Raw genomic sequence first — 22,145 nt, 5'->3', positions numbered from 1 at the left:
TATTTCCTCGACAGCATTACGAACAGGTTTTGGTAGGCGCGCCATTGTCGGTGGTCGTAAACGACGAACCGCAAGCGCAGCTTTTGACAGCATTGGGATTGGTGAACTTGAAGCCTGAACCATCCAGGCTGTCCACAAAATCGATGGACATGCCATCCAGTTTAGGCATACTCAGCGGATCGACGAAAACATTCACTTCGCCGCATTCGATGACAGTATCATCCTGATTATTCTTGGCTTCCAGTCGCAGTCCATAGGACAGGCCGGAACAACCTCCATCGGTGACTTCTATGCGCAGACCGCCGGTTGGTTTGTCGGAACTGCTGATAAAACGACCCACTGCTTTAATGGCGCTTTCGGTTAAAGTAATCATTATTAAGTCTCCTGAACGGTTTGGCATTGATCTTGTAATAGCTAATGCAACCAGTGTGCCATACGTAAACAATGCCGCTAAGACACTGATTGCATAGGCACTCTGCGAATTTACTCCGACCAGCTCACAGACTATTTCACAACAATCGGCCTGCGTTTGTCGGATTTGCTACATACAACAACAGGTAAACAGTATGAATTTAGAAGATTTGGATTTGGGCGATGTGGTGTACGCTGCACACGAGATCATCGACGACGGCAGTATGCCGGAAGGTGAAGAAGGCGAAGTGCTGGCCGATGCCGGCGCACGCGGCGTGATTGTTATGAAGGGTTATGTAGAGGAAAACCCAGGACGCAGTGTGTTTTTGGTACGTTTTGAAGATAAAGACTTTAATCTGGGCCGGCCCATAGGCTGCTGGAGCGAGGATTTAAAGGTTGTGGAACTGGTTTCTTAAGCAAAAAACATCAAGGCCACGTAGTTTTTGGGTGTAGTCTGTAGCCTCCCATGCAACTCGGTGGAATCAAGAGACTCACAAGCTTGCCTTGCTTAAAAACAGGCGCCCATAGCCAGTTTATCGCGGTATTGTCAGCCTACAGCCTCGATTCTGCGTTGCTGCATCGAGGCTACTTCAGGCTTTTTGTGTAGGCAAGATTTGATTTTTAAAATTGGATGAATATGAACATCGAATCGGCAGGCGTATTGAATTATCACGAACGTACCAAGCATCAGTTAAATGCTTATGCCAAGGGACCGGGGTCGCTGGATTGGGATGATCAGCCCCAGCCATTCCGACGCTTTACCGGTTGTGAAATTGTCACCTTGCCCAAACCGGGAGCTGAACTGGCGGTTTTGTTTGCCGATTTGGATACACCGGCACTGATTAACCCGCTGACCGTAAATTTGACCAGTATCGGCTTATTGCTGGAATTGGGGTTTGGTTTATCGGCCTGGAAACAATTTGGCCCGGATCGCTGGTCCTTACGCTGTAATCCATCCAGCGGCAATCTGCATCCCACTGAGGTTTATCTGGTTTGCACTGATGCTGACTTGTTGGCACCCGGTGTCTATCATTATGTCAGTTACGATCATTATCTGGAACAGCGCAGCCGGTTTGCCGGGCCAGAACTGGGGGCGGCAGTGTATATCGGCCTGTCGTCTCTGCATTGGCGGGAGGCCTGGAAATACGGGGAGCGGGCGTTCCGCTATTGTCAACACGATACCGGCCATGCCCTAGCGGCTTTGAGTTATGCGGCCGCCTGTTTAGGCTGGAGCGTGGAATTGTGCAGCGCCGCTAGTGACGCCGATATTGCCGCCTTGCTGGGTATAGACCGCGATGCGGATTTTGTGAAAGACGAGCGGGAATATCCGGATTTAATCTGCAAGCTGCATTACGGGCCACTGCCCGATACCACCTCCGATATTGCCGGGTTAAATCAGGTTTTGACCCAGACGAAATGGTTTGGCAAAGCACCGGCTTTAAGTGGCCGGCATTTTTATCGCTGGCCGATAATTGATGAAGTGACCGCGCAAGCCGAAAAACCGGTCACTGTGCCGGAACGCTGGCAAACTGAACTTAAGGCGCTGCCCACTACCCGGCTGAGCCTGCCTGCCAGTGAGCTGATCCGGCAACGGCGCAGCGCCCAACATTTTAACGGCAAGGCCGAAGCCCTGCCGCTGGCGGATTTTCAGCGTATCCTGGCGGCTTTGCAAGCCAATGCCAAACCACCTTTCAGCACCTGGAACTGGCAACCGCAAGTAGACATTATGTTATTTGTGCATAGAGTAGACGGACTGGAACCGGGCCTATATTGGCTACCACGTAGCGCCACCTCTCTGACCGACTTTAAGGCCGCCATGTCGGCAGATTTTGTCTGGCAGGCAATAGAAGCACCCTACCCGTTTTACCTGCTGACCGGCGGCAATGTACGCCAAGCCGCCAAGACTTTATCTTGCCACCAGCCGATAGCCAGCGACAGCGCGTTTAGCCTGGGCATGCTGGCCCGGTTTGCCGAGAATGTGGACAGCGCAGCCTGGCATTACCGGCGGCTGTTTTGGGAATGCGGTCTGCTGGGGCAGATTCTGTATCTGGAAGCCGAGGCCGCCGGCGTACGCGGCACCGGCATCGGCTGTTTTTTTGACGATGCCGTGCATGGGGTGCTGGGTTTGCAGAATAACACCTGGCAAAGTCTGTATCATTTTACCGTGGGTACGCCGCTGGATGACGGGCGGTTGCAGAGTTTTCCGGCTTATGGGCATTTGGGATGAAACCAAAAAATCAGAAGCTGTTAAAAACTTTGTGTAAACTAAGGCAGAGCAATTCTACAATGTGCAGGTTACACAATGAATACTGTTGAATTTCAGACAATTATCCAAAACGGCATTATAAATTTACCTGCGAATCAGCAAAGCTGAGCCTACCGTAAAGGCAGCGGAAACAGAATCAGTGTTTTTTGATTGCGCGGGGATTTAGCAGAACAGGGAAATCAGTCAAGAATCAATCCGTGCCAGTGCTTGGCCAAATAGCTTCACATGATTCCTTGCGACACAAATATCCTAATTGACTTTTACAAAGGCAAGCAAACTGTTATACAAAACTTAAGGCAAATTGGTTTTGATCAAATTGCCATTAGCACTATTACCCAAGCCGAGTTGTTTTTTTGGCGCTCGTGACAAGCCGGAAAAGATTTATCCCTTACCAGTATTTGCCGGCATCTGACCCAGATTAAGTTAATTCTGTAAGCATCAACTGAGTATTGGGGGCGACCAGGGCGCCGCAGATGGTGTCTGTGGGCCAGAACTCGATGAGTTGCCAGGCGTTTGGGGGGGAGTATTCGGCGGGGAGGCTGGCAAATGTTTGGGCAGCCGGGAGATTTAGTTCGCAATTGGACAGGCCCAGGACGATGCCGCGCCCAACGGCCTTGACAAAGGCCTCTTTTTTTGTCCAGAGCTGGTAGAATAGCTTATGTTGTTGGGACAGCGGCAGTTGTTGCCAAAGGTGAAACTCTCCTGCGGAAAAACAGCGCTGTGCCAATGCCCGGAGGTTGGTGCGCGGTTGGGTATATTCGATATCGATGCCGATGTTTTCGAGATTGGAGATGGCTATAACCAGCCGGTCTGCACTGTGCGAGAGATTGAAGTACAGAGGGTGCTGTTTTAGATAGGGCTTACCGTATGTGCCGATACCAAATTCCAGTGCTGCAGGCTGCACACCAAGGTATTCTGCCAAGCTGGTGCGCAATTGGCCGCGCACCTGTATATAGCGGTCTCTCAGCGCCGGTTGACGAAATTTGTTGGCGGTTGTCAGTTCCTGCTTACTAAGTAAGCCGGTCAGTTTTTGCAGTAAATCTTGATCTGCCTGAAAACAACTATGGCGGATATCTATAAAATTCATCCCTCTTCACCAGGCTTTTAATGGGAAAAACACCATTAAAACCACACGTTTAGTCTGAATTTAAGGTGTTTTTTCTTGACGAAACAGCATAAAGACAGTAGTTTATCAGACCTTTTTGGTAAATTTTTCTTAATTAGCGGGTTTTAACTTGTCAACCTGTTTTAAAATACGGTTTTGTGGCGGTTAATTGATGAGGGGCAGGCAAAACCTAGGCCCCTTCCCTGTTTTGTAAGGGGGTGCTGGTATAGGGCTATGGTTTATAAAGTCGTTGCCTTATTAATCAGTACCTAACCTAAAATATAGGGTCTGACGGGGTTGTTTTACCTGTCGATCAGTTTCTGTGGTTTTTTTCGAGGGCTTTAAATTGGAACTCAGTGGCGGACATATCCTTGTCCAATGTCTTAAAGATGAAGGTGTCGAATATGTATTCGGCTACCCCGGCGGTGCAGTTTTGCACATTTACGATGCTATTTTTCATCAGGATGAAGTTAAGCATATTTTGGTGCGGCATGAACAGGCAGCTACTCACGCGGCTGATGCTTATGCACGCGCCACAGGTAAACCTGGGGTAGTGCTGGTGACATCCGGCCCTGGCGCAACTAATGCGGTAACTGGTATTGCCACGGCCTATATGGATTCGATTCCTATGGTGATTCTATCCGGCCAGGTGCCTTCACCGGTGATCGGCAGTGATGCGTTTCAGGAAGTTGATACGGTGGGTATTACCCGGCCTTGCGTGAAACACAATTTTTTGGTCAAGGATGTCCGGGATTTGGCGGAAACCATAAAAAAAGCTTTTTATGTGGCGACTACCGGTCGGCCTGGCCCGGTGCTGGTTGATGTACCGAAGGACATTACCGACCCTAACATTAAGGTGCATTACCACTATCCTAAAAAAGTAGCCATGCGCTCCTATAACCCGGTGGTTATCGGCCATAAGGGGCAAATTAAAAAAGCGGTTGAGCTGTTGCTGGCTGCCAAGCGCCCGATTATTTATTCTGGCGGCGGGGTGATTTTGGGCAATGCCCATCATGAGCTGATTGCTTTGACACGTTTGCTGGGCTATCCGATTACCAGTACCTTGATGGGACTGGGGGCTTATCCGGCACCTGATCCACAATTTTTGGGCATGCTGGGTATGCACGGCACTTATGAGGCCAATCTGGCCATGCATGAAAGTGATGTGATTCTGGCGGTGGGCGCACGTTTTGATGACCGGGTAACCGGCAAGCTGACCGAGTTTTGTCCTTATGCCAAAATCATTCATATTGATATTGATCCGGCTTCGATTTCGAAAACGGTAAAGGTGGATATTCCTATCGTTGGTGATGTGAAGCCGGTGCTGGAACAGATGATTGATATTATCAAGGACAGCAAGCAAAAGCCGTCTAAATCTGCTCTGGAAGCCTGGTGGAGTTTGATTCAAAGCTGGCGTAGCGTGCAGTGTCTGGAATATGACCGCACCAGCACCATAATCAAGCCCCAGTTTGTGATTGAGCAGTTGTATGAGGTGACCGGCGGTAATGCTTATGTCACTTCGGATGTGGGCCAGCATCAGATGTATGCGGCGCAGTATTATCATTTTGATAAACCCAGACGTTGGATCAATTCCGGCGGCTTGGGCACCATGGGCTTTGGTTTGCCGGCGGCAATTGGGGTAAAACTGGCGTTTCCGGAAGCGGATGTGGCTTGTATTACCGGCGAAGCCAGTATCCAGATGTGTATTCAGGAGCTGTCCACTGCTTTGCAATACCGTACCCCGGTGAAAATCATCAATCTGAACAATCGTTATATGGGTATGGTGAGACAGTGGCAGGAGTTTTCTTATGAGAGCCGTTATTCGCAATCTTATATGGATACTTTGCCGGACTTTGTGAAGCTGGCAGAAGCTTACGGACATGTGGGCATGCTGATCAATAAGCCGGAAGATGTACGCGGAGCTTTGGAAGAGGCGTTTGCTTTAAAGGACAGAACGGTGTTTCTGGATTTTATTACTGATCGTACCGAAAACGTTTACCCAATGATAGAGGCAGGCAAGGCGCATCACGATATGAAATTGCGAGTCGCTCCCGGCACTCCGCTGGATAGGGAGTTGTCATAATGAGACATATCATTTCAATTTTAATTGAAAACGAATCTGGCGCACTGTCGCGGGTGGCGGGCCTGTTTTCGGCACGCGGCTATAATATTGAGTCTTTGACGGTTGCACCCACCGAAGATCCGAGTCTGTCGCGGATGACGCTGGTGACACGCGGCAGTGACGAGATTATCGAGCAGATTACCAAGCAGCTTAATAAGCTGATTGACGTGGTTAAGCTGATTGATCTGGCGGAGTCGGCGCATATCGAGCGGGAGTTGATGCTGGTTAAAATTAAAACTTCTGCTGATACCCGTGAAGAGGTGAAGCGGATGGTGGACATTTTTCGCGGCAAAATTATTGACGTGACCCACAACAGCTATGTGGTGGAAATGACCGGACAATCCAGCAAGTTGGATGCTTTTATTCACGGTTTTGAGGAAGGCAGTATTATTGAAGTGGCGCGCTCCGGCCCGACCGGCATTTCTCGCGGCGAGAAAGGCTTACATTTATAACAATTTATATTTACCCAGTAACGAGAAAAACCTATGCAAGTTTATTACGATAAAGACGCTGATCTTTCGGTGATCAGAAACAAAAAAGTAGCCATCATCGGCTACGGTTCGCAAGGCCATGCCCACGCCAATAATCTGAAAGATTCCGGCGTTGATGTCGTCGTTGGTTTGCGCGCCAGTTCAGCGTCTGTTGCTAAAGCAACCGCCAGCGGCCTGACTGTTAAAGACGTACCGGAAGCGGTGGCTTATGCTGATGTGGTGATGATTTTGACGCCTGACGAATTTCAGTCGCAATTGTATAAAACTGAAATCGAACCGAATATTAAACCCGGCGCTGCGCTGGCGTTTGCTCACGGCTTCTCGATTTTGTTCAACCAGATCGTGCCGCGTGCTGATCTGGATGTGATTATGATTGCCCCAAAAGCACCTGGTCACACTGTGCGCTCTGAATTTGTTAAAGGTGGCGGTATTCCTGATTTGATTGCTATTCATCAGGATGCTTCCGGTCAGGCCAAAGCCATTTCTTTATCTTACGCTTCGGCAATTGGCGGCGGTCGTTCCGGTATTATTGAAACCACTTTCCGCGACGAAACCGAAACCGATTTGTTTGGTGAACAAGCGGTATTGTGCGGCGGCGCGGTTGAGCTGGTGAAAGCCGGTTTTGAAACCCTGACTGAAGCCGGCTATCCACCGGAAATGGCTTATTTTGAGTGTCTGCACGAATTGAAGCTGATTGTGGATCTGATGTATGAAGGCGGCATTGCCAACATGAATTACTCAATCTCCAATAATGCCGAATATGGTGAATATGTCACCGGCCCGCGTGTTATCAATGCGGAAAGCCGTCTGGCCATGAAACAGGCGCTAGCCAATATTCAAAAAGGCGAATACGCCAAGCAGTTTATTCTGGAAGGCGCTACCGGCTATCCGGAAATGACTGCGAAACGCCGTTTGAATGCTGAGCATCCGATTGAACAGGTTGGCGCTAAATTGCGGGCAATGATGCCTTGGATTAAAGCCAATCAGATTGTGGATAAAACCAAGAACTGATCGGCGCTATACCAGATGGGTACAAGCCCTTAGCCACGCTATTAAAAAGGATGTATCTGATCTGGTTTAAACCGATCTGCAAAAGCCCGTCACTGACGGGCTTTTTTATGTTTAGCGCAGTGAAATTAGCAGAACTTTTCTCAGCCATGTAAAATGGGCTAAATTTACTTCGCATAGTAAGAGCAATGATACAAAAGCCACCTCCTCGTCACCGGGGCATTTATCTGCTGCCTAATCTGTTCACCACGGGCGCCATGTTTGCCGGTTTTTACGCGATTACCGCCGCCATTAATGGCCGGTTTGAAACGGCGGCCATTGCCCTGTTTATTGCTATGGTGCTGGATGGCCTGGATGGCCGGGTGGCCCGGCTAACCAATACCCAAAGCGAGTTCGGCGTGCAGTACGACAGTTTGTCGGATATGGTTTCTTTTGGTGCAGCGCCGGCGATCGTAATGTATCTATGGACTTTATCCACTATGGGCCAGGCCGGATTATTCGCGGCTTTTGTGCACATGGCCGGTGGCGCGTTGCGGTTGGCGCGGTTTAATACTCAGGTGGAAGTGGCGGATAAACGCTATTTTCAGGGCTTACCCAGCCCGGCTGCGGCGGCAATTTTGGCCGGCGGCTTATGGTTTTGCATTGAAAACGGCTACGATGTAGAGAATATCAAATATCTGGTATTAATTACCACCACGGTAACCGGTTTACTGATGGTGAGTAATTTCCGTTATTCCAGTTTTAAAGAAATTGATTTTAAAAACAAGGTGCCGTTTCTGGCAGCGATTATCACCATGCTGGCAATAGGCTTTGTGATGGCGCAACCGCAGCGCATGCTGTTCATCATCTCGGTGGCTTACGCCGCCTCCGGGCCTATTGTGACACTGGTATTGCGGAAAAGAAAACTGCAAAGCCGCAAAAATTAGGACGTGCCTATCCACATCAGCCGCTTACTGTTAGACACTCTGGACGAACACTGGCGGCGGTATCGGATCAGCCTGATTGATTGCCGCCATGATTGCAGCGAGAACGCGGTGCATGAATTACGGTTTGCTATCCGCCGCTTACTGGCAATGCTGGCCTTATTGACAACGCTGAACCCAAAAGCGCGGGCAGGCAAACTGCAGCGTTTATTAAAAACTCAATTAGACTGCCTGAACGCATTACGCGATACTCAGGTAATGTTACTGGAAATAGGCAACACCGCCACGACATTAGCAGAATTAAAACCGTTTCTGCAAGATTTGCAAGCTCAGGAAAGCCGCTTACTGGCGGAAACCCGCGCGTTTATCAAAACCATCCCTAGCGGCAAAATCAAACGCAAATGCAAAAAGCTACATAGCCGCTGCAAAGCCCGCCGGGCAGATAAAACCGCCCTGCTTGAGGCAGTGGATAAGGTGTACGGCACAGCGCTGCAACGTTATCTGGCTGTTGATCCTCATCAGTTGCCCAGCCTGCATCATCTGCGCATCAGTATGAAAAAATTGCGTTATCTGCTGCTGGATATCCAGCCTTGGTTACCAGACCAGGACAAAGATCAATTGCCAGCCATTAAAGATTATCTAACCCTGTTGGGGGATATTCAAAATTCGGCAGTTCTGACTGCTGCGCTAACCAGTTTTTACCATGATGGGCTACCTACAGCAATAGCGGCTTATTATCAAGCCCAACAACAGGCCTTGTTGGACAGGTTTATGCTGGAGAAAGTGCAGATTTATGATTTTTGGCGGGTAAACCCGTAGGCTGTTAACTCAAAATCTTGAGCAGATGGCGACAATGCAGTATAGTTAGGTCATGAACACATCACATCCCCGATCCAAGTCCGCTGTTATTGCCGTATTGCCCGGCAGGCTACTGTGCGCCCTACTGCTGCCCTGAGGGGCACCCAGACATCTCATTCGCACCACCCAACTCATTTTTTAGTATTCCCGGCGGTTAAACCGCAATTTTCATGAACGGAGTGATCATGAAAGACAAATTAATTATTTTTGATACCACTTTGCGCGATGGCGAGCAAAGCCCCGGCGCGTCGATGACGCGCGATGAAAAAGTCCGCATTGCCCGGGCACTGGAACGCCTGAAAGTCGATGTGATTGAAGCCGGTTTTCCGGCTGCCAGTCAGGGTGATTTTGAGTCGGTGCAGGCGGTGGCCGGTGTGGTGAAAGACAGCACGGTATGCGGTCTGGCTCGGGCCCTGGATAAAGACATAGACCGAGCCGGTGAGGCTTTGCGTGGCGCCAACAGCGCCCGGATTCATACCTTTATCGCTACTTCGCCTATCCATATGCAGATGAAGCTGCAGATGAGTCCGGAACAGGTAATTGAACATGCGGTGCGGGCGGTGAAACGGGCCCGGCAGTATACCGATAATGTGGAATTTTCCCCGGAGGATGCCGGACGTTCGGAAGAGGATTTCTTGTGCCGGATTCTGGAAGCGGTAATCGATGCCGGCGCAACCACGCTGAATATCCCCGATACCGTGGGTTACAGCATGCCCCAGCAGTTTGGCGCCACCATCGCTAACTTGCGGCAACGTATCCCCAATGCTGATAAAGCCATTTTCTCGGTGCATTGCCATAATGACTTAGGCTTAGCGGTTGCCAACTCGCTGGCGGCGGTGATGAACGGCGCCCGTCAGGTGGAATGTACCATCAACGGCCTGGGCGAACGGGCCGGTAATGCCTCTTTGGAAGAAGTGGTGATGGCCGTACGCACCCGTCAGGACTTCTTTGGCTGTGACAGCCGGCTGGATACCCGGGAAATCGTCACCTGTTCCAAACTGGTGTCTTCCATTACCGGTTTCCCGGTACAGCCCAACAAAGCCATTGTCGGCGCCAATGCCTTTGCCCATGAATCAGGCATTCATCAGGACGGTGTCCTGAAAAGCCGCGAGACCTATGAAATCATGCGGGCCGAAGATGTGGGCTGGTCTACCAACCGCATGGTGTTAGGCAAACACTCCGGGCGTAATGCCTTCAAAACCCGGATGATCGAACTGGGGATGCCGTTCAGCAGCGAAACAGCCTTGAACGAAGCCTTCTTCCGCTTCAAGCAACTGGCCGACAAAAAGCACGACATCTTTGATGAAGACTTACAGGCTCTGATCTCCGAACAAAGCGAAGCCGCAGAAGTGGAACAAATCAAACTGCTCAGCCTGAAAGTCTGCTCCGAAACCGGCGAAGTACCCAATGCCAGCGTCACCATCCGCAGCGGCGGCCAGGAACTCACCGGCAGCGCCCAGGGCGGCGGCGCCGTGGATGCCAGCCTCAAAGCCTTGGAAAGCCTGTTACATACCCAAGCCACATTGGCCCTGTACTCGGTGAACAACATCACCACCGGCACCGATGCCCAGGGAGAAGTCACCGTCAGGCTGGAAAAAGCCGGCCGTATCGTCAACGGCTCCGGTGCTGATACTGATATCGTCATCGCTTCGGCCAAGGCTTATATCAATGCGGTCAATAAGCTGAACTACCTGGAGTTAAGACAGCATCCGCAAATGGTGGAGGTTTGAGGTAAGCCGAATGGACGAAGTGACGCGGCTAAGCTATTTACAGGCAATGGGGATTGATGTTTGGGTCCCCAGACAGTCTGGCGCTTCGGCAATTACGGCGGCTGATTTGGCGCTTGCCTCTGCTGCAGTCAGTCATCCGACTGATGCCTGGCTGGATTTGCAGCAGCAAGTAGCCGCTTGCCGGCAATGCGGACTTTGCGAAACCCGGACTCAAACTGTTTTTGGGGTGGGTAATCGGCAGGCTGACTGGTTGCTGATAGGCGAAGCACCGGGTCAGCAGGAGGATTTACAGGGTGAACCGTTTGTGGGTAAGGCCGGGCAATTGCTGACGGAAATGCTGCGGGCGATTGGTCTGGGCCGGGAGCAGGTGTATATTGCCAATATGCTAAAATGCCGACCACCGCATAATCGCGACCCTGAAGCTCTGGAAGTGGCGGCTTGTCAGGATTTTTTAAAACAGCAGATAGCGCTGATTCAGCCCAAACTGATTATGGCGGTGGGCCGGATTGCCGCGCAGAATTTATTGAAAACTCAGCAACCGCTAGGCAAGTTGCGTGGTATTTGTCATGATCTGGATGGGATTCCGCTGGTGGTAATTCATCACCCGGCTTATTTGTTGCGTTCCTTGTCGGAAAAAGCCAAAGCCTGGGAAGATTTACAGTTTGCGCTGGGGCTTTATAAACAGTTGGTATAAGAATAATATGTGGAAATTGCTTTATAAATTAAAAAGCTTGGTGGTTTATGATGCGGATCGGGAATTTTACGCCAAAATTTTTCCTGGTTCGGTGCAAAACAAGGACTTGCTGCGTATGCGCAAAATGGACCATAGCGACTTGGCTGCCGTATTGGCTATTGAGGAGTTGAATTATGAGTTTCCCTGGCCGAAAAGCATTTTTGAAGATTGTTTGCGTACCATGACTTATACCAATTGGGTATGCGAAGCGCCTGAGGATAAGCTGGTGGGCTATTGCATTATTTGTGTGGCGGCCGGCGAGGCACATATTATGAATATCAGTGTTTGCCCTGGCTTTAAGCGCCAAGGTGCCGGCCAGAAAATGCTGGAGCATTTGATTGAGTATGCCAGACCCAAAGCGGAGAAGATTTTTCTGGAAGTGCGGCCCAGTAATCCGGGGGCTATGGTTTTATACCAGAAGGTGGGATTTAAGGAAATTGGCGTGCGCAAAAATTATTATCCGGCTAAAGATGGCCGGGAGGACGCGGTGATGTTGGCGCTGGACTTGGTACCTATGCTTTAAGTTTGGGTTGCGGGTCTGGTGTTGGCTGATCATGTGTGACAGCCGAATTCCATAACAGGGGATGCGGTATTTTGTTTTTTCTGGAGGTTATTGCATGCGCATCTCGTTAAATAGTCAGATATTCATAGGTGCCGCATTAGGCGTTGCTCTGGGGCTGTTTTTTGCAGAATTGGGCCCGGACGCGGAATTCACCCAGCAAGGTATTTTCGTGTGTGGTTTGGCCGGGAATCTGTTTATTGATATGTTAAAAATGGTGCTGGCACCGTTGGTGTTTACCTCAATTGCGGTTGGTGTGGCTAATCTGCGTATGCATAGCCAGATGCACAGGGTCTGGAAATATACTCTAGGCTTTTTTGTGCTGTCGATGACTTTGTCGATTTTACTGGGCTTAAGCGCAGCCAATCTGTTTGCTCCCGGCAAGGGTTTAAGCCTGGATTTATTCGCCAGTGCTCAGCAACACTTCAGCGCCAAACAAATGACGTTTGCCGAGTTTATTGCTGAGTTTCTGCACGGCATTTTTCTTAATCCTTTTGCGGCGCTGAGTCAGGGTAATGTGCTGGCTATTGTGGTGTTTGCGCTGATTATGGGGATAGCCATTGTGGTGGGTGGTGACCGCTACCGCAATATTTTACTGCTGCTGCAGGAAGGCCTGGAGCTGATGTTACGGCTGGTGGGCTGGATCATGCATTTAGCGCCGTACGGGATTATGGCGCTGCTGGCGAAATTACTGGCTACCCAAAACATGGCTTTGCTGGGCAGTTTGATCAAGTTTGTGGCGGTGGTGTTGGGCAGCACTTTATTGCACGGGTTTGTGGTTTTGCCGCTGCTGCTTTATCTGGTTACCGGGGTTACGCCGTTACGGTTTTTTCGCGGTGCCCGCGAAGCATTAATCACTGCACTGGCCACCAGTTCCAGTTCGGCGACTTTGCCGGTTTCGTTGCGCTGCACCGAGCAGCATTTGCACGTTAAGCCGGGTATCGCCGGGTTTGTGATTCCGCTGGGCGCTACGGTGAATATGGACGGTACTGCACTTTATGAAGCCGCCGCGGCCTTGTTTATTGCCAACTTATCCGGCATTGAGCTGTCATTTGTACAGCAGTTAATTGTGTTTTTTACCGCCATGATAGCTGCTATCGGCGCACCCGGCATACCCAGCGCCGGGATGGTGACGATGGTGATGGTGCTGCAATCGGTGGGTTTGCCGGCTGAGGCAATTGCGATTCTGTTACCGATAGACCGTATTCTTGATACGTTTAGAACCATGGTGAATGTGGAGGGCGATATGGTGGGCAGTTTGGTGGTGCAGAAGCTGGTAGGCGATAAATAAGCCTGGCCCTCCTGTTACCTGGTATTTACCGGAAATAGGACGATACCAGGCATGATTTTGTCGCCATTGATGTTTTTTAAATCTATCTGCATGTTGCGGCTTTTATGATTGATGTTAACTTCGCCAAAAAACTGTAAACCCGAATAAGGCGAGAAGCCATCTTTGGGGTTTTTACAGTCCGGCCCGGCCAACTGCGGGGTATTGAATTTGAGCTGTAGGCCAAAGGTGGCATCAGGTTTTTGGGCGCAGTACGCGCCGGCATTTAAGGGGCCGGCAACAAATTCCCAGAATCCGCTAAAGTCGTGAAACGTGGCGAGTTTGGGATTGTAATAATGCGCCGCTGGCGAATGAGTTTCTGCTGTTAGCCAGACAATGTTGCTGATTTTATGGTGTTTAATAAACTTTAGTAGTTCGGCAATTTCCAATTCCCGACCAGCCGGCGGCCCGTCATTGCCGTTGGCAATAGCCTCCCAGCGCGACTGACCGGTGGCATCCACACCATCGCCTATATTCAGACCCAAGGGCATATCGGCGGCAATGACTTTCCAAACGGCTTGCGAATGTTGTAATTCTTGCTCCAACCAAGCCAATTGCACCGCGCCCAGAAATGCTGTATCCGGGCCTGGCGCTGTTTGCAGATTATGGCTGTTGGGCCCCCGGTAGCTGCGCATGTCCAGCACAAACACATCCAGCAATTTGCTCAGGGCTATTTTGCGATAAATACGCTGTGCTGCTGAGGCATCGTAAGGCCGCAAGGGAGCATATTCATGAAAAGCTGTGGCGGCATGGGCCACTAATAAGGGTATGTCTTTAATCTGATAGCGGTCATCGTTGCTTAGATCCTTGGTATCCGACCAGTTACTGACCACTTCGTGATCATCCCATTGCCAAATTTGGGGGACTTCGGCGTTAAATGTCCGCAGATTGGGGTCAGACAAATTATATTTATAGCGACCACGAAACTCATCCAGGGTTTCGGCGACCTTGTCCACCCCGAAGGCGATTAGATTGGTCCAATCCTGGCCGTTTTCAGCTATTTTGTGGGCCGGTATTATGGCATCGGCGTATACATTATCGCCACTGTGAATAAAAAACTGCGGCTCAACTTGGCGCATCGTGGTGTAGATTTTCATGCCGCCAAAATTTTGGTTTATTCCCCAGCCTTGGCCGGCGGTATCACCGCCCCAAACAAAGCGGATATCTTCATTGGCGCCTAGCGTATGAAAACGCCCGGTTATTGGCTGACTTTGCTGGTGCGGGGTAGTCAAATCTTTAAACCAGACTTTTAGATAAACATCGCGGCCGGGCGGCAGTCCGGTTAAATCCAGCCGTGCGGTAAAATCGCTATTTTCCAGGGCATAGGGTCCGGTAAGGCGTTGGGCATGATCAAATTCCCTATTAAAGGCATATTCCACCATCAGCTGCGCCGGACGGTCGGTGCGACTCCAAATAATGGCCCTACCTTGACTGACATCACCGATTTGAATGCCTTGTGCCATTGCCGGTAAGCTGGTATCAACTGCTGCCGCTAATGAGCCGGTTAGAAGTGCCAGACTCAACCCGATTAAACACCAGGGCTTTGCTATATGTTTGCAGGATTGAGCGGAGTTTTGCATATTGATGACTCCAGCAAATAAGGCGGGGACAAGTGTAAAAGCGATACTTGGATGCTGAGTAGTTACGATTTATGTTAATCAAAAAAGGCATCGAATGATGCCTTTTTAACCAGCCTGGAATTAATCGTAACTATAATGTTTACGCAAGGGCTTTACCACTTCCCAATGGCTATCCAGACCTGCTGGAAATACCACCAGATCACCGGGTAAAATCTGTACCGGCTCACCGCCTACCGGGGTAACGATAATTTCGCCTTCCAGCACATAAGCGGTTTCGGTTTCATCGAAATCAATGCTGAAAGTAGAGATTTCTTTTTCCCAGATCGGCCACTCGGCTACGCCCAGTTCCGCTAGACGCTCTTCGCTAGGCTTATGTTCAATTATGATTTGGCTCATGTTTTTTCCATGTAAAGTTCCTGTGAGGTCGGGATTTTAACATTGTGCCGATCTGGCTGCCAGCTTAGTGCTGTGACGGTTGTGTTAAAGGTGAAATTATAAACGCCGCGATTAATTATTTGATCCTTGGGCCAAAATCTCCTCTGCTAACCCGAGTACGGTATCAACTTCTATTTCCCGTATCGAAAAATCATTTTTGTTCAGTTTATAAGGATTTACCGGAGAAGATGACTTTAATATTTTGTTAATTGGGGTTTGATAAACCCGGCTGATGGGGGTTGGACCAAACAGGGTGATGGAGGGCCGGTTTAACGCCCAGGCCATGTGGGTGGGACCGGTGTCGTTGCCGATGACCAGATCGGTGCGGGCGATGGCGGCTTTGAGGTCGTTCAGACTCAGACGCGGCAAGGGCTTGGCATCACTACGCTCGGCTATCCAGGCGGCAGCTTGCTGTTCCGGCTCGCTACCGCAACTGATCAGGCAGTTGGCCGGCAGGCGCTGAATAATTTGCAGATATTTTTCCTTGGGATAGTTGCGGCTGGGCCAGGTGGAGCCGATTACAAACAACACTTGGGTTTGGTTGGCCGAATAATAGCTGTCCAGGGTTTGCTCGGGAGTGTGGTAATACAGGAATGCCTGCTTTTGAATAATTTGTTCTGGCGATACGCTGATATTTAAGGGTTTGGTTAAGACGGTGACATTGCGGTCTATGGTATTGGCATGGTATGGGCAGTGGACTGTTTGCCGATAAAACAGGGCTGCGGCTGATTCGCGGATGGAATGTTTGTCAAAGCCGATGCTGTGTTTACTGAGTAATCTGGCCACCAGTGCTGATTTAATCAGGCCTTGGGCATCTATGACCAAATCATAGTCTTGGGCTGCATAGCGGCGAATTTTGGCCATCTCTGCGCTTAAGCCGCGTTTGGCTGTTTTCAGGGCCTTTAAATTAAGCGGCTGGATACGCTGAATATGCGGGTTGTCTGCCAGTACTCCGGCAAAATGTGCTTCGACGATCCAGTCTATTTCGATGTCTGGCCGGGCGGTTTTGATGAATTGTAATGCCACCATGGCATGCACAATATCACCTAGTGCCGATAGTTTTACGATAGCCAGTTTCATGTCCGGCTCAGGGCTGGATGGCAGCCAGCACGATAGCCGGGCTGATGTCGGTAAGACAGCGGGTATGACCCAGCGGGCAATCTCGTTTAAAACAGGGGGCGCACGGCAGATTAAGACTAAGAATTTTGGCCTGGGGGTGTAGCGGCGGGGTAAAACCGGGGTCAGAGGAACCGTAAATCGCTATCACCTGTTTATCCAGCGCCGCTGCGACATGCATTAGCCCGGAATCGTTACTCAGTACCACACTGGCCAGCGATAATAAATCCACCGCTTCGCCCAGACTGGTGTTGCCGGTAAAATCCCGGCCTATCCCGCCGGACAAAGTCTGAATTTCGGCGGCGACCGCCTGATCCTTGACCGAACCGAACAGCCATACCTGCCAGCCGGCCTGATGTTTTTGCCGGGCTACTTCCGCAAAATGCGCCGCCGGCCAGCGTTTGGCCGGGCCGTATTCCGCACCGGGGCAGATTGCCAGAATTTTACTGCCTGCGCTAACTTTGAATTTGGCCCTGACATCGGCCTGTAAGGCCGGGCTGACTAGCAGTTTTGGTAAGGGATAGGCGGGAGCTGGTGCAGCGTTGGCCGGTAAACCCAGCGCGACAAAGCGTTGCACTGTCATGGGCAAGCGCTGTTTATGGAGGCGGCGGGCGTCGTTTAATAAACCCCAGCGCAATTCGCCTATATAACCGGTACGCAGCGGGATATCGGCAAAAAACACGGGCAGTGCTGATTTCCAGGAATTGGGTAGCACAATGGCTTGCCGGTAATGTTGTTGGCTTAATTGTCTGCCTAGTTTAATTCGTGTGCTTAAGGCCAACTGGCCATGACTCAAAGGTAAGGCTATGGCCTGATTGATTTGCGGCATGCGCGCCAGCAGTGCGGCTGACCAGGCTGGGGCCAGTACATCGATAAGACAATCTGGATGGGTTTGTTTTAGGCTAATGAACAGACTTTGCGCCATGACCATATCACCGACCCAGGATGGGCCGATGATAAGGATACGTGCTGCCGATAAACTCACGTTTAACGGACGAAGCTCAACCATTCCCGATGGTCGTCGCGACGGCCGTTTACGTAATCAAAGTACAGGGCTTGCAGTTTTTCGGTAATCGGGCCACGACTGCCACTGCCGATAGCTCGGCCATCGTATTCGCGAATTGGGGTGACTTCCGCTGCGGAACCGGTAAAGAAGGCTTCGTCGGCTATATAGACTTCATCACGGCTGATCCGCTTTTCGCTGACTTCATAGCCTTGTTCGCGGGCTATGGTGATCAGGGTGTCGCGGGTAATGCCTTCCAGAGCCGAGGTGGTTTCCGGTGTGTATAGTTTGCCGTTTCTGACGATGAACAGATTTTCACCACTGCCTTCGGCAGCAAACCCTTCATGATCCAGCAGCAGGGCTTCGTCGTAACCGGTGGCCAGAGCTTCCTGCAATGCCAGTATGGAATTGATGTAGTTGCCGTTGGCTTTAGCTTTACACATGGTGCTGTTAACGTGATTACGGGTATACGAGGAGGTACGAATCCGTATGCCTTTTTCCATGTTTTCTGCGCCCAGATAGGCTCCCCAGTTCCAGGCTGCTACCATGACATGAACTTTTAAATTATCTGCCCGTAAGCCCATACCTTCGGAACCAAAGAAACACATGCTGCGAATATAAGCGCTATCCAAGTTATTTTTGGCTACGGCATCACGATGGGCCTGATTGATTTCATCTTTGCTGTATGGCATTTTCATATTCAGAATATGCGCCGAACGGAACAGCCGGTCTGTATGTTCCTGCAATTTGAATATGGCGGTACCACCTTGGGCATTATAGGCGCGCAAGCCTTCAAATACGCCGGCACCATAGTGTAAGGTATGGGTTAAAACGTGGACTTTAGCTTCGCGCCATTCTACCCATTTCCCATCAAGCCATATCCAGCCGTCTCTGTCATCCATCGTTTTCATCATATGAACCTGTTTGTATGTTTCTTAATAAATAAGGGCGCGGTGCCTGCTATAGTGGTAAATTGTACTATAAAGCCTTATGCTCATTAACTAACCGGCATAAAAAACCACGATTAGGCTTGAAAATATTTTTAACAATAGTTTGTTTTTTGAGTAGTTTTGGCTGAATTTGTGGATTTTTTTGATGGGAATGCTTGTAAAAAACTGCTAAAAATTTTAGTCTCGCGGCAAATGTAAAAAAAACATTAAACAGGCCAACTCCAGAAGCACTAAGCGGCTATTCATTAAAAAATCATTTAAAATCAATTTGTTAAAAATATAACCTATTGGAGGCTGATTAAGATTTTTTCAGCTGATTTTTGTCATAATTTGTTAACCGGTTAATTCGCTGTATTTTTGCTTTGACAAAGACAATTGCTATGTATAATGACACCGATTTAGCAAGGTAATCGTTGTCGCTTTTCCAAGTCTTCCACTACCCGCTTTATTCAAAACCCCGTAACACGCCAGTGATGGCTTTATTAAGCAAGAGAGATTTATGTCAGTACAAGTAGAAGGCAAAGTAAAATGGTTCAACGATGAAAAAGGCTTCGGTTTCATCGAACAGGCAGGCGGCAAAGATGTATTTGTACATTTTAGCGCTATCAATGGCAGTGGCCGTAAAACCTTGAAAGAAGGTCAGCGCGTAACGATGGAAGTTACCACTGGTCAAAAAGGTCCACAGGCAGAAAACGTTACCCCTTTATAGGTTGACGTTGGGCACACGTTTAAAAGACCGCATTAGCGGTCTTTTATTACGATATTGTAGCCCTGCTATTTGATCTATAGCTTGATCTGGCTTCTGTTTGCTTGCTGATATTATTCGGTAAGCACTCACCTACGAGACACAGCTTCTTAGATTTCCCTGCGTCCATTAAATGCGTGGGATAAGGTACTGCTGTCTATAAATTCCAGCTCACCACCCATTGGAATACCGTAAGCAATGCGCGTGGCGCGAATATTGTGTTTACCGGCAATTTCTGCGATGAAATGGGCTGTTGCCTGACCTTCCACGGTTGAGTTAGTTGCCAGAATTATTTCGCTGATTGCGCCTGCTTGCAAGCGCTGCTCCAATGCGTCTATGCCTAGCTGATCCGGGCCTATTCCATCTAATGGCGACAATCTGCCATGCAATATAAAATACTTGCCCTTAAAGCCGATAGCCTGATCAATGATCCAGCTATCGGCCGGACTTTCCACTACACAGAGCAAACCGGTATCGCGCTGGGAATTAGCACAAACCTCGCATAATTTGGTTTCCGTCAGTGTACGGCACTCTGCGCAGTAAGCTATTTCTTGCAGGGCTTGCGCCAGAATCCGGCTAAGCTGCTCACCACCCTGGCGATTGCGTTGCAGCAAATGAAAAGCCATGCGTTGTGCTGATTTAGGCCCCACGCCAGGCAGGCAGCAGAAACTCTGGATCAATTCTTTCAGCAAGCCGCGATTTTGCATATTAAAAAGGCATTTGAAAGCCTGGCGGGATTGGAATACCGGCAGTAACGTCTGCCATTTTTGCCTTTTTCATTTTCGCGACTTTGTGCACAGCATCGTTTACGGCTGCGGCGACTAAATCTTCCAGCATATCTTTATCCTCACTTAACAGTGATGGATCTATGGTGACCTTACGCACTTCGCGCTTGCCGGTCATGACGATACTGATCAGACCAGCACCGGACTCACCCAGCACTTCAATGGCGGCCAGTTCTTCCTGAGCTTTTTTGTAATTGTCCTGCATTTTTTGGGCTTGTTGCATAATGCCCGCTAGCGCACTTTTCATGGTACTTCTCCAAAGGGTTAGGTGAGAGGCTCAATACTGCCGGGCAAAATTCTGGCCGTAAAAGTCTCCATTAATTCCTGAACATTTTTATCATTATTGATGCTGGCCACTGCAGCCTCTTGCCGGTGTTCACTGGCTTTTTGCATTTGCTCAGCCGGGGTCATTTGTTCAGTGCTTTGCTTGGTAATAATTAGTTTAATGGGGGTTCCATAATAATTTTCCAGGGCATCTTTTAATTTTTCTTCTGCTTTGTTGCCTATTTGCTGAAAATCAGGATTGAGCAGCAAGCGACAGACATTATCAGCCATGCTTTCCAAAACACAATGACTGGCCAATTCCCGGCTTAACGGCGGCAGCCGCAGTGCGGAAATTATCTCAGACCAGCTTGCTGCTGTTGACGAGCGATTTGCTTGCTGCAGATTGCCTACCGGCTCTACAGCAGGAGCGGCAATTACTGAACGATTGGTATTTTCTCTAACTTTCACCACAGGGGGACTGGCTGCAGCTGGTTTATCTGTGGGTAGTTGCGGCTTGAATGTCAACATGCGCAACAGCACCATTTCAAACCCGCTACGCGGATCCGGAGCCAGTTGCAGATCACGCTGACCAATCAAGCCAATTTGGTAGAATAACTGGGTATCTGCCGGCGTAATGGTTTGTACTAAATGATTTAATAATTGTTTATCAAATTCTTGATCCTTAAACTCGGGTATATGCTGAATGAGCGCCACCCGATGCAGAACCCGCAAAATTTGCTGCAAAATATCGGCAAAATCCGGGCTTAATTCGGCCACTTCGGCCGTTTTTGCCAGCAGCGCCGGCGCATCAGCATCCGCCAAGGCCATTAAGATATCTGCTACCGGCTGCTGGGCAATCGTACCCAACATACCGCTTACAGCAGACAGATTAACGCCACCACTACCATACACTATAGCTTGATCAAGCAAGCTTAAGGCATCGCGCATACTGCCGTCTGCAGCACGTGCCAACAGTTTTAGCGCCGCGCTTTCAAACTCGATCTGTTCCTGACCGAGAATAAATTCTAATTGTGTGGCTATCTGTTCCGGTAACAGGCGTTTAAGATTAAACTGCAGACAACGCGACAAGACGGTGACCGGTATCTTATGCGGGTCGGTGGTTGCCAGTAAAAACTTTACATGCGCCGGCGGCTCTTCCAGCGTTTTCAGCAAGGCATTAAAGCTGTGGCCGGACAGCATATGTACTTCGTCTATCAGATAAACTTTATAGCGGCCCTGATGGGGAGCGTATTGGGTGTTATCCAGTAAATCGCGGGTATCTTCAACTTTGGTGCGGGAGGCTGCGTCAACTTCAATCAAGTCCATGAAGCGGCCTTGTTCAAAATCCCGGCATACCTGACATTCGCCGCAAGGATTAAAGTCTTGCAGATTTTCGCAGTTGATGGCTTTGGCTAAAATGCGGGCTACAGTGGTTTTGCCAACCCCACGTGTTCCGGTAAACAGATAAGCGTGGTGCAAACGATCATGCTGTAAAGCATGGGTAAGCGATAATGTGACGTGTTCTTGTCCGACCAGTTGGGAGAAATTGCTTGGGCGCCATTTTCTGGCAAGAACCTGATAGGCCATCGGCAACTAAGGAAATGAGGCGTTTGGGCGGACGCTATGCCAGCTACATCCCGGCACACGAATCTGCTGCTACCGTTGCTCCCTTCCGGGCCTGGCGGGGTTTACAGCGTATCGTTGCGAGAGAACCGACATAGCACCCATAAAACA

At 49.7% G+C, this 22,145-nt stretch carries 22 protein-coding genes and 1 other RNA gene; 12 read left to right on the top strand and 11 right to left on the bottom strand.

All coding sequences use genetic code 11. From position 1 onward, the window contains the following. Window positions 1-16: 16 nt before the first annotated feature. Window positions 17-373, bottom strand: a complete 357-nt coding sequence (locus KEF85_RS01880; protein WP_215583023.1) for a HesB/IscA family protein — start codon at window positions 371-373, stop codon at window positions 17-19. 193 nt (window positions 374-566) lie between these two features. Between KEF85_RS01880 and KEF85_RS01875 the strand changes: the two genes are divergently transcribed. Then, window positions 567-827: a nitrogen fixation protein NifZ gene (locus KEF85_RS01875; RefSeq protein WP_215583020.1), complete on the top strand. Its 261-nt coding sequence runs from the start codon at window positions 567-569 to the stop codon at window positions 825-827. Between the two features lie 221 nt (window positions 828-1,048). Beyond that, window positions 1,049-2,638 (top strand): SagB/ThcOx family dehydrogenase, encoded by a 1,590-nt coding sequence (locus tag KEF85_RS01870; protein WP_215583019.1) that lies wholly within the window; start codon window positions 1,049-1,051, stop codon window positions 2,636-2,638. 457 nt (window positions 2,639-3,095) lie between these two features. On the opposite strand, the gene KEF85_RS01865 is transcribed toward KEF85_RS01870, so the two are convergent. Then, window positions 3,096-3,764 carry a 4'-phosphopantetheinyl transferase family protein gene (locus KEF85_RS01865; RefSeq protein WP_215583018.1) on the bottom strand — a complete coding sequence of 223 codons (669 nt, stop codon included), beginning with the start codon at window positions 3,762-3,764 and terminating at the stop codon, window positions 3,096-3,098. Window positions 3,765-4,128: 364 nt separating this feature from the next. Between KEF85_RS01865 and KEF85_RS01860 the strand changes: the two genes are divergently transcribed. The 9 genes from KEF85_RS01860 to KEF85_RS01820 all read left to right on the top strand — a co-directional run bounded on the left by KEF85_RS01860 (window position 4,129) and on the right by KEF85_RS01820 (window position 13,497). After that, entirely contained in the window at window positions 4,129-5,865 is a 1,737-nt protein-coding gene (locus KEF85_RS01860) for an acetolactate synthase 3 large subunit (RefSeq protein WP_215584947.1), read from the top strand. Further along, complete coding sequence (ilvN, locus tag KEF85_RS01855; protein WP_215583017.1) at window positions 5,865-6,356, top strand: acetolactate synthase small subunit; 492 nt, start codon at window positions 5,865-5,867, stop codon at window positions 6,354-6,356. The genes KEF85_RS01860 and ilvN overlap by 1 nt, the downstream gene beginning before the upstream one ends. A 33-nt stretch (window positions 6,357-6,389) precedes the next feature. Then, complete coding sequence (ilvC, locus tag KEF85_RS01850) at window positions 6,390-7,406, top strand: ketol-acid reductoisomerase (RefSeq protein WP_215583016.1); 1,017 nt, start codon at window positions 6,390-6,392, stop codon at window positions 7,404-7,406. Window positions 7,407-7,591: 185 nt separating this feature from the next. Further along, window positions 7,592-8,329 carry a CDP-diacylglycerol--serine O-phosphatidyltransferase gene (gene pssA, locus KEF85_RS01845; protein WP_215583014.1) on the top strand — a complete coding sequence of 246 codons (738 nt, stop codon included), beginning with the start codon at window positions 7,592-7,594 and terminating at the stop codon, window positions 8,327-8,329. 3 nt (window positions 8,330-8,332) lie between these two features. Next, a complete protein-coding gene (locus tag KEF85_RS01840; RefSeq protein ID WP_215583013.1) occupies window positions 8,333-9,145 on the top strand; it encodes a CHAD domain-containing protein in 813 nt (270 codons plus the stop codon). A gap of 224 nt (window positions 9,146-9,369) precedes the next feature. Further along, entirely contained in the window at window positions 9,370-10,914 is a 1,545-nt protein-coding gene (locus KEF85_RS01835) for a 2-isopropylmalate synthase (RefSeq protein WP_215583012.1), read from the top strand. Between the two features lie 10 nt (window positions 10,915-10,924). Then, the gene (locus KEF85_RS01830; protein ID WP_215583011.1) at window positions 10,925-11,608 is read left to right on the top strand and encodes a uracil-DNA glycosylase; all 684 of its coding nucleotides are present in this window, start codon (window positions 10,925-10,927) and stop codon (window positions 11,606-11,608) included. A gap of 7 nt (window positions 11,609-11,615) precedes the next feature. Beyond that, a complete protein-coding gene (gene rimI / locus KEF85_RS01825) occupies window positions 11,616-12,170 on the top strand; it encodes a ribosomal protein S18-alanine N-acetyltransferase (RefSeq protein ID WP_215583010.1) in 555 nt (184 codons plus the stop codon). A 94-nt stretch (window positions 12,171-12,264) separates the two neighbouring features. Next, window positions 12,265-13,497, top strand: coding sequence for a dicarboxylate/amino acid:cation symporter (locus tag KEF85_RS01820; RefSeq protein ID WP_215583009.1), 1,233 nt, complete (start codon window positions 12,265-12,267; stop codon window positions 13,495-13,497). Between the two features lie 14 nt (window positions 13,498-13,511). Here the strand turns inward: KEF85_RS01820 and KEF85_RS01815 are convergent, their stop codons facing one another. The 5 genes from KEF85_RS01815 to KEF85_RS01795 all read right to left on the bottom strand — a co-directional run bounded on the left by KEF85_RS01815 (window position 13,512) and on the right by KEF85_RS01795 (window position 18,578). After that, complete coding sequence (locus KEF85_RS01815) at window positions 13,512-15,113, bottom strand: alkaline phosphatase D family protein (protein WP_215583008.1); 1,602 nt, start codon at window positions 15,111-15,113, stop codon at window positions 13,512-13,514. Window positions 15,114-15,233: 120 nt separating this feature from the next. Next, entirely contained in the window at window positions 15,234-15,509 is a 276-nt protein-coding gene (locus KEF85_RS01810) for a cupin domain-containing protein (protein ID WP_215583007.1), read from the bottom strand. Window positions 15,510-15,620: 111 nt separating this feature from the next. Beyond that, window positions 15,621-16,628 carry a lipopolysaccharide heptosyltransferase I gene (waaC, locus tag KEF85_RS01805; protein WP_215583006.1) on the bottom strand — a complete coding sequence of 336 codons (1,008 nt, stop codon included), beginning with the start codon at window positions 16,626-16,628 and terminating at the stop codon, window positions 15,621-15,623. 7 nt (window positions 16,629-16,635) lie between these two features. Then, window positions 16,636-17,673, bottom strand: a complete 1,038-nt coding sequence (waaF, locus tag KEF85_RS01800) for a lipopolysaccharide heptosyltransferase II (RefSeq protein WP_215583005.1) — start codon at window positions 17,671-17,673, stop codon at window positions 16,636-16,638. Beyond that, a complete protein-coding gene (locus tag KEF85_RS01795) occupies window positions 17,652-18,578 on the bottom strand; it encodes a branched-chain amino acid transaminase (protein ID WP_215584945.1) in 927 nt (308 codons plus the stop codon). The genes waaF and KEF85_RS01795 overlap by 22 nt, the downstream gene beginning before the upstream one ends. Window positions 18,579-19,116: 538 nt before the next feature. Between KEF85_RS01795 and KEF85_RS01790 the strand changes: the two genes are divergently transcribed. After that, on the top strand, window positions 19,117-19,326 hold the full coding sequence (locus KEF85_RS01790) for a cold-shock protein (protein WP_215583004.1): 210 nt from the start codon (window positions 19,117-19,119) through the stop codon (window positions 19,324-19,326). A 146-nt stretch (window positions 19,327-19,472) separates the two neighbouring features. On the opposite strand, the gene recR is transcribed toward KEF85_RS01790, so the two are convergent. The 4 genes from recR to ffs all read right to left on the bottom strand — a co-directional run bounded on the left by recR (window position 19,473) and on the right by ffs (window position 22,129). Next, a complete protein-coding gene (gene recR, locus KEF85_RS01785) occupies window positions 19,473-20,069 on the bottom strand; it encodes a recombination mediator RecR (protein ID WP_215583002.1) in 597 nt (198 codons plus the stop codon). Between the two features lies 1 nt (window position 20,070). Continuing rightward, entirely contained in the window at window positions 20,071-20,394 is a 324-nt protein-coding gene (locus KEF85_RS01780; protein ID WP_215583000.1) for a YbaB/EbfC family nucleoid-associated protein, read from the bottom strand. 17 nt (window positions 20,395-20,411) lie between these two features. Continuing rightward, entirely contained in the window at window positions 20,412-21,998 is a 1,587-nt protein-coding gene (gene dnaX, locus KEF85_RS01775) for a DNA polymerase III subunit gamma/tau (protein ID WP_215582997.1), read from the bottom strand. Between the two features lie 34 nt (window positions 21,999-22,032). Then, window positions 22,033-22,129: signal recognition particle sRNA small type (ffs, locus tag KEF85_RS01770), an RNA gene on the bottom strand. Window positions 22,130-22,145 lie beyond the last annotated feature (16 nt).

Origin of the sequence: Methylomonas paludis (assembly GCF_018734325.1) — a bacterium.
Lineage (GTDB): Bacteria > Pseudomonadota > Gammaproteobacteria > Methylococcales > Methylomonadaceae > Methylomonas > Methylomonas paludis.
This window is presented reverse-complemented; position numbering and strand designations above follow the sequence as displayed.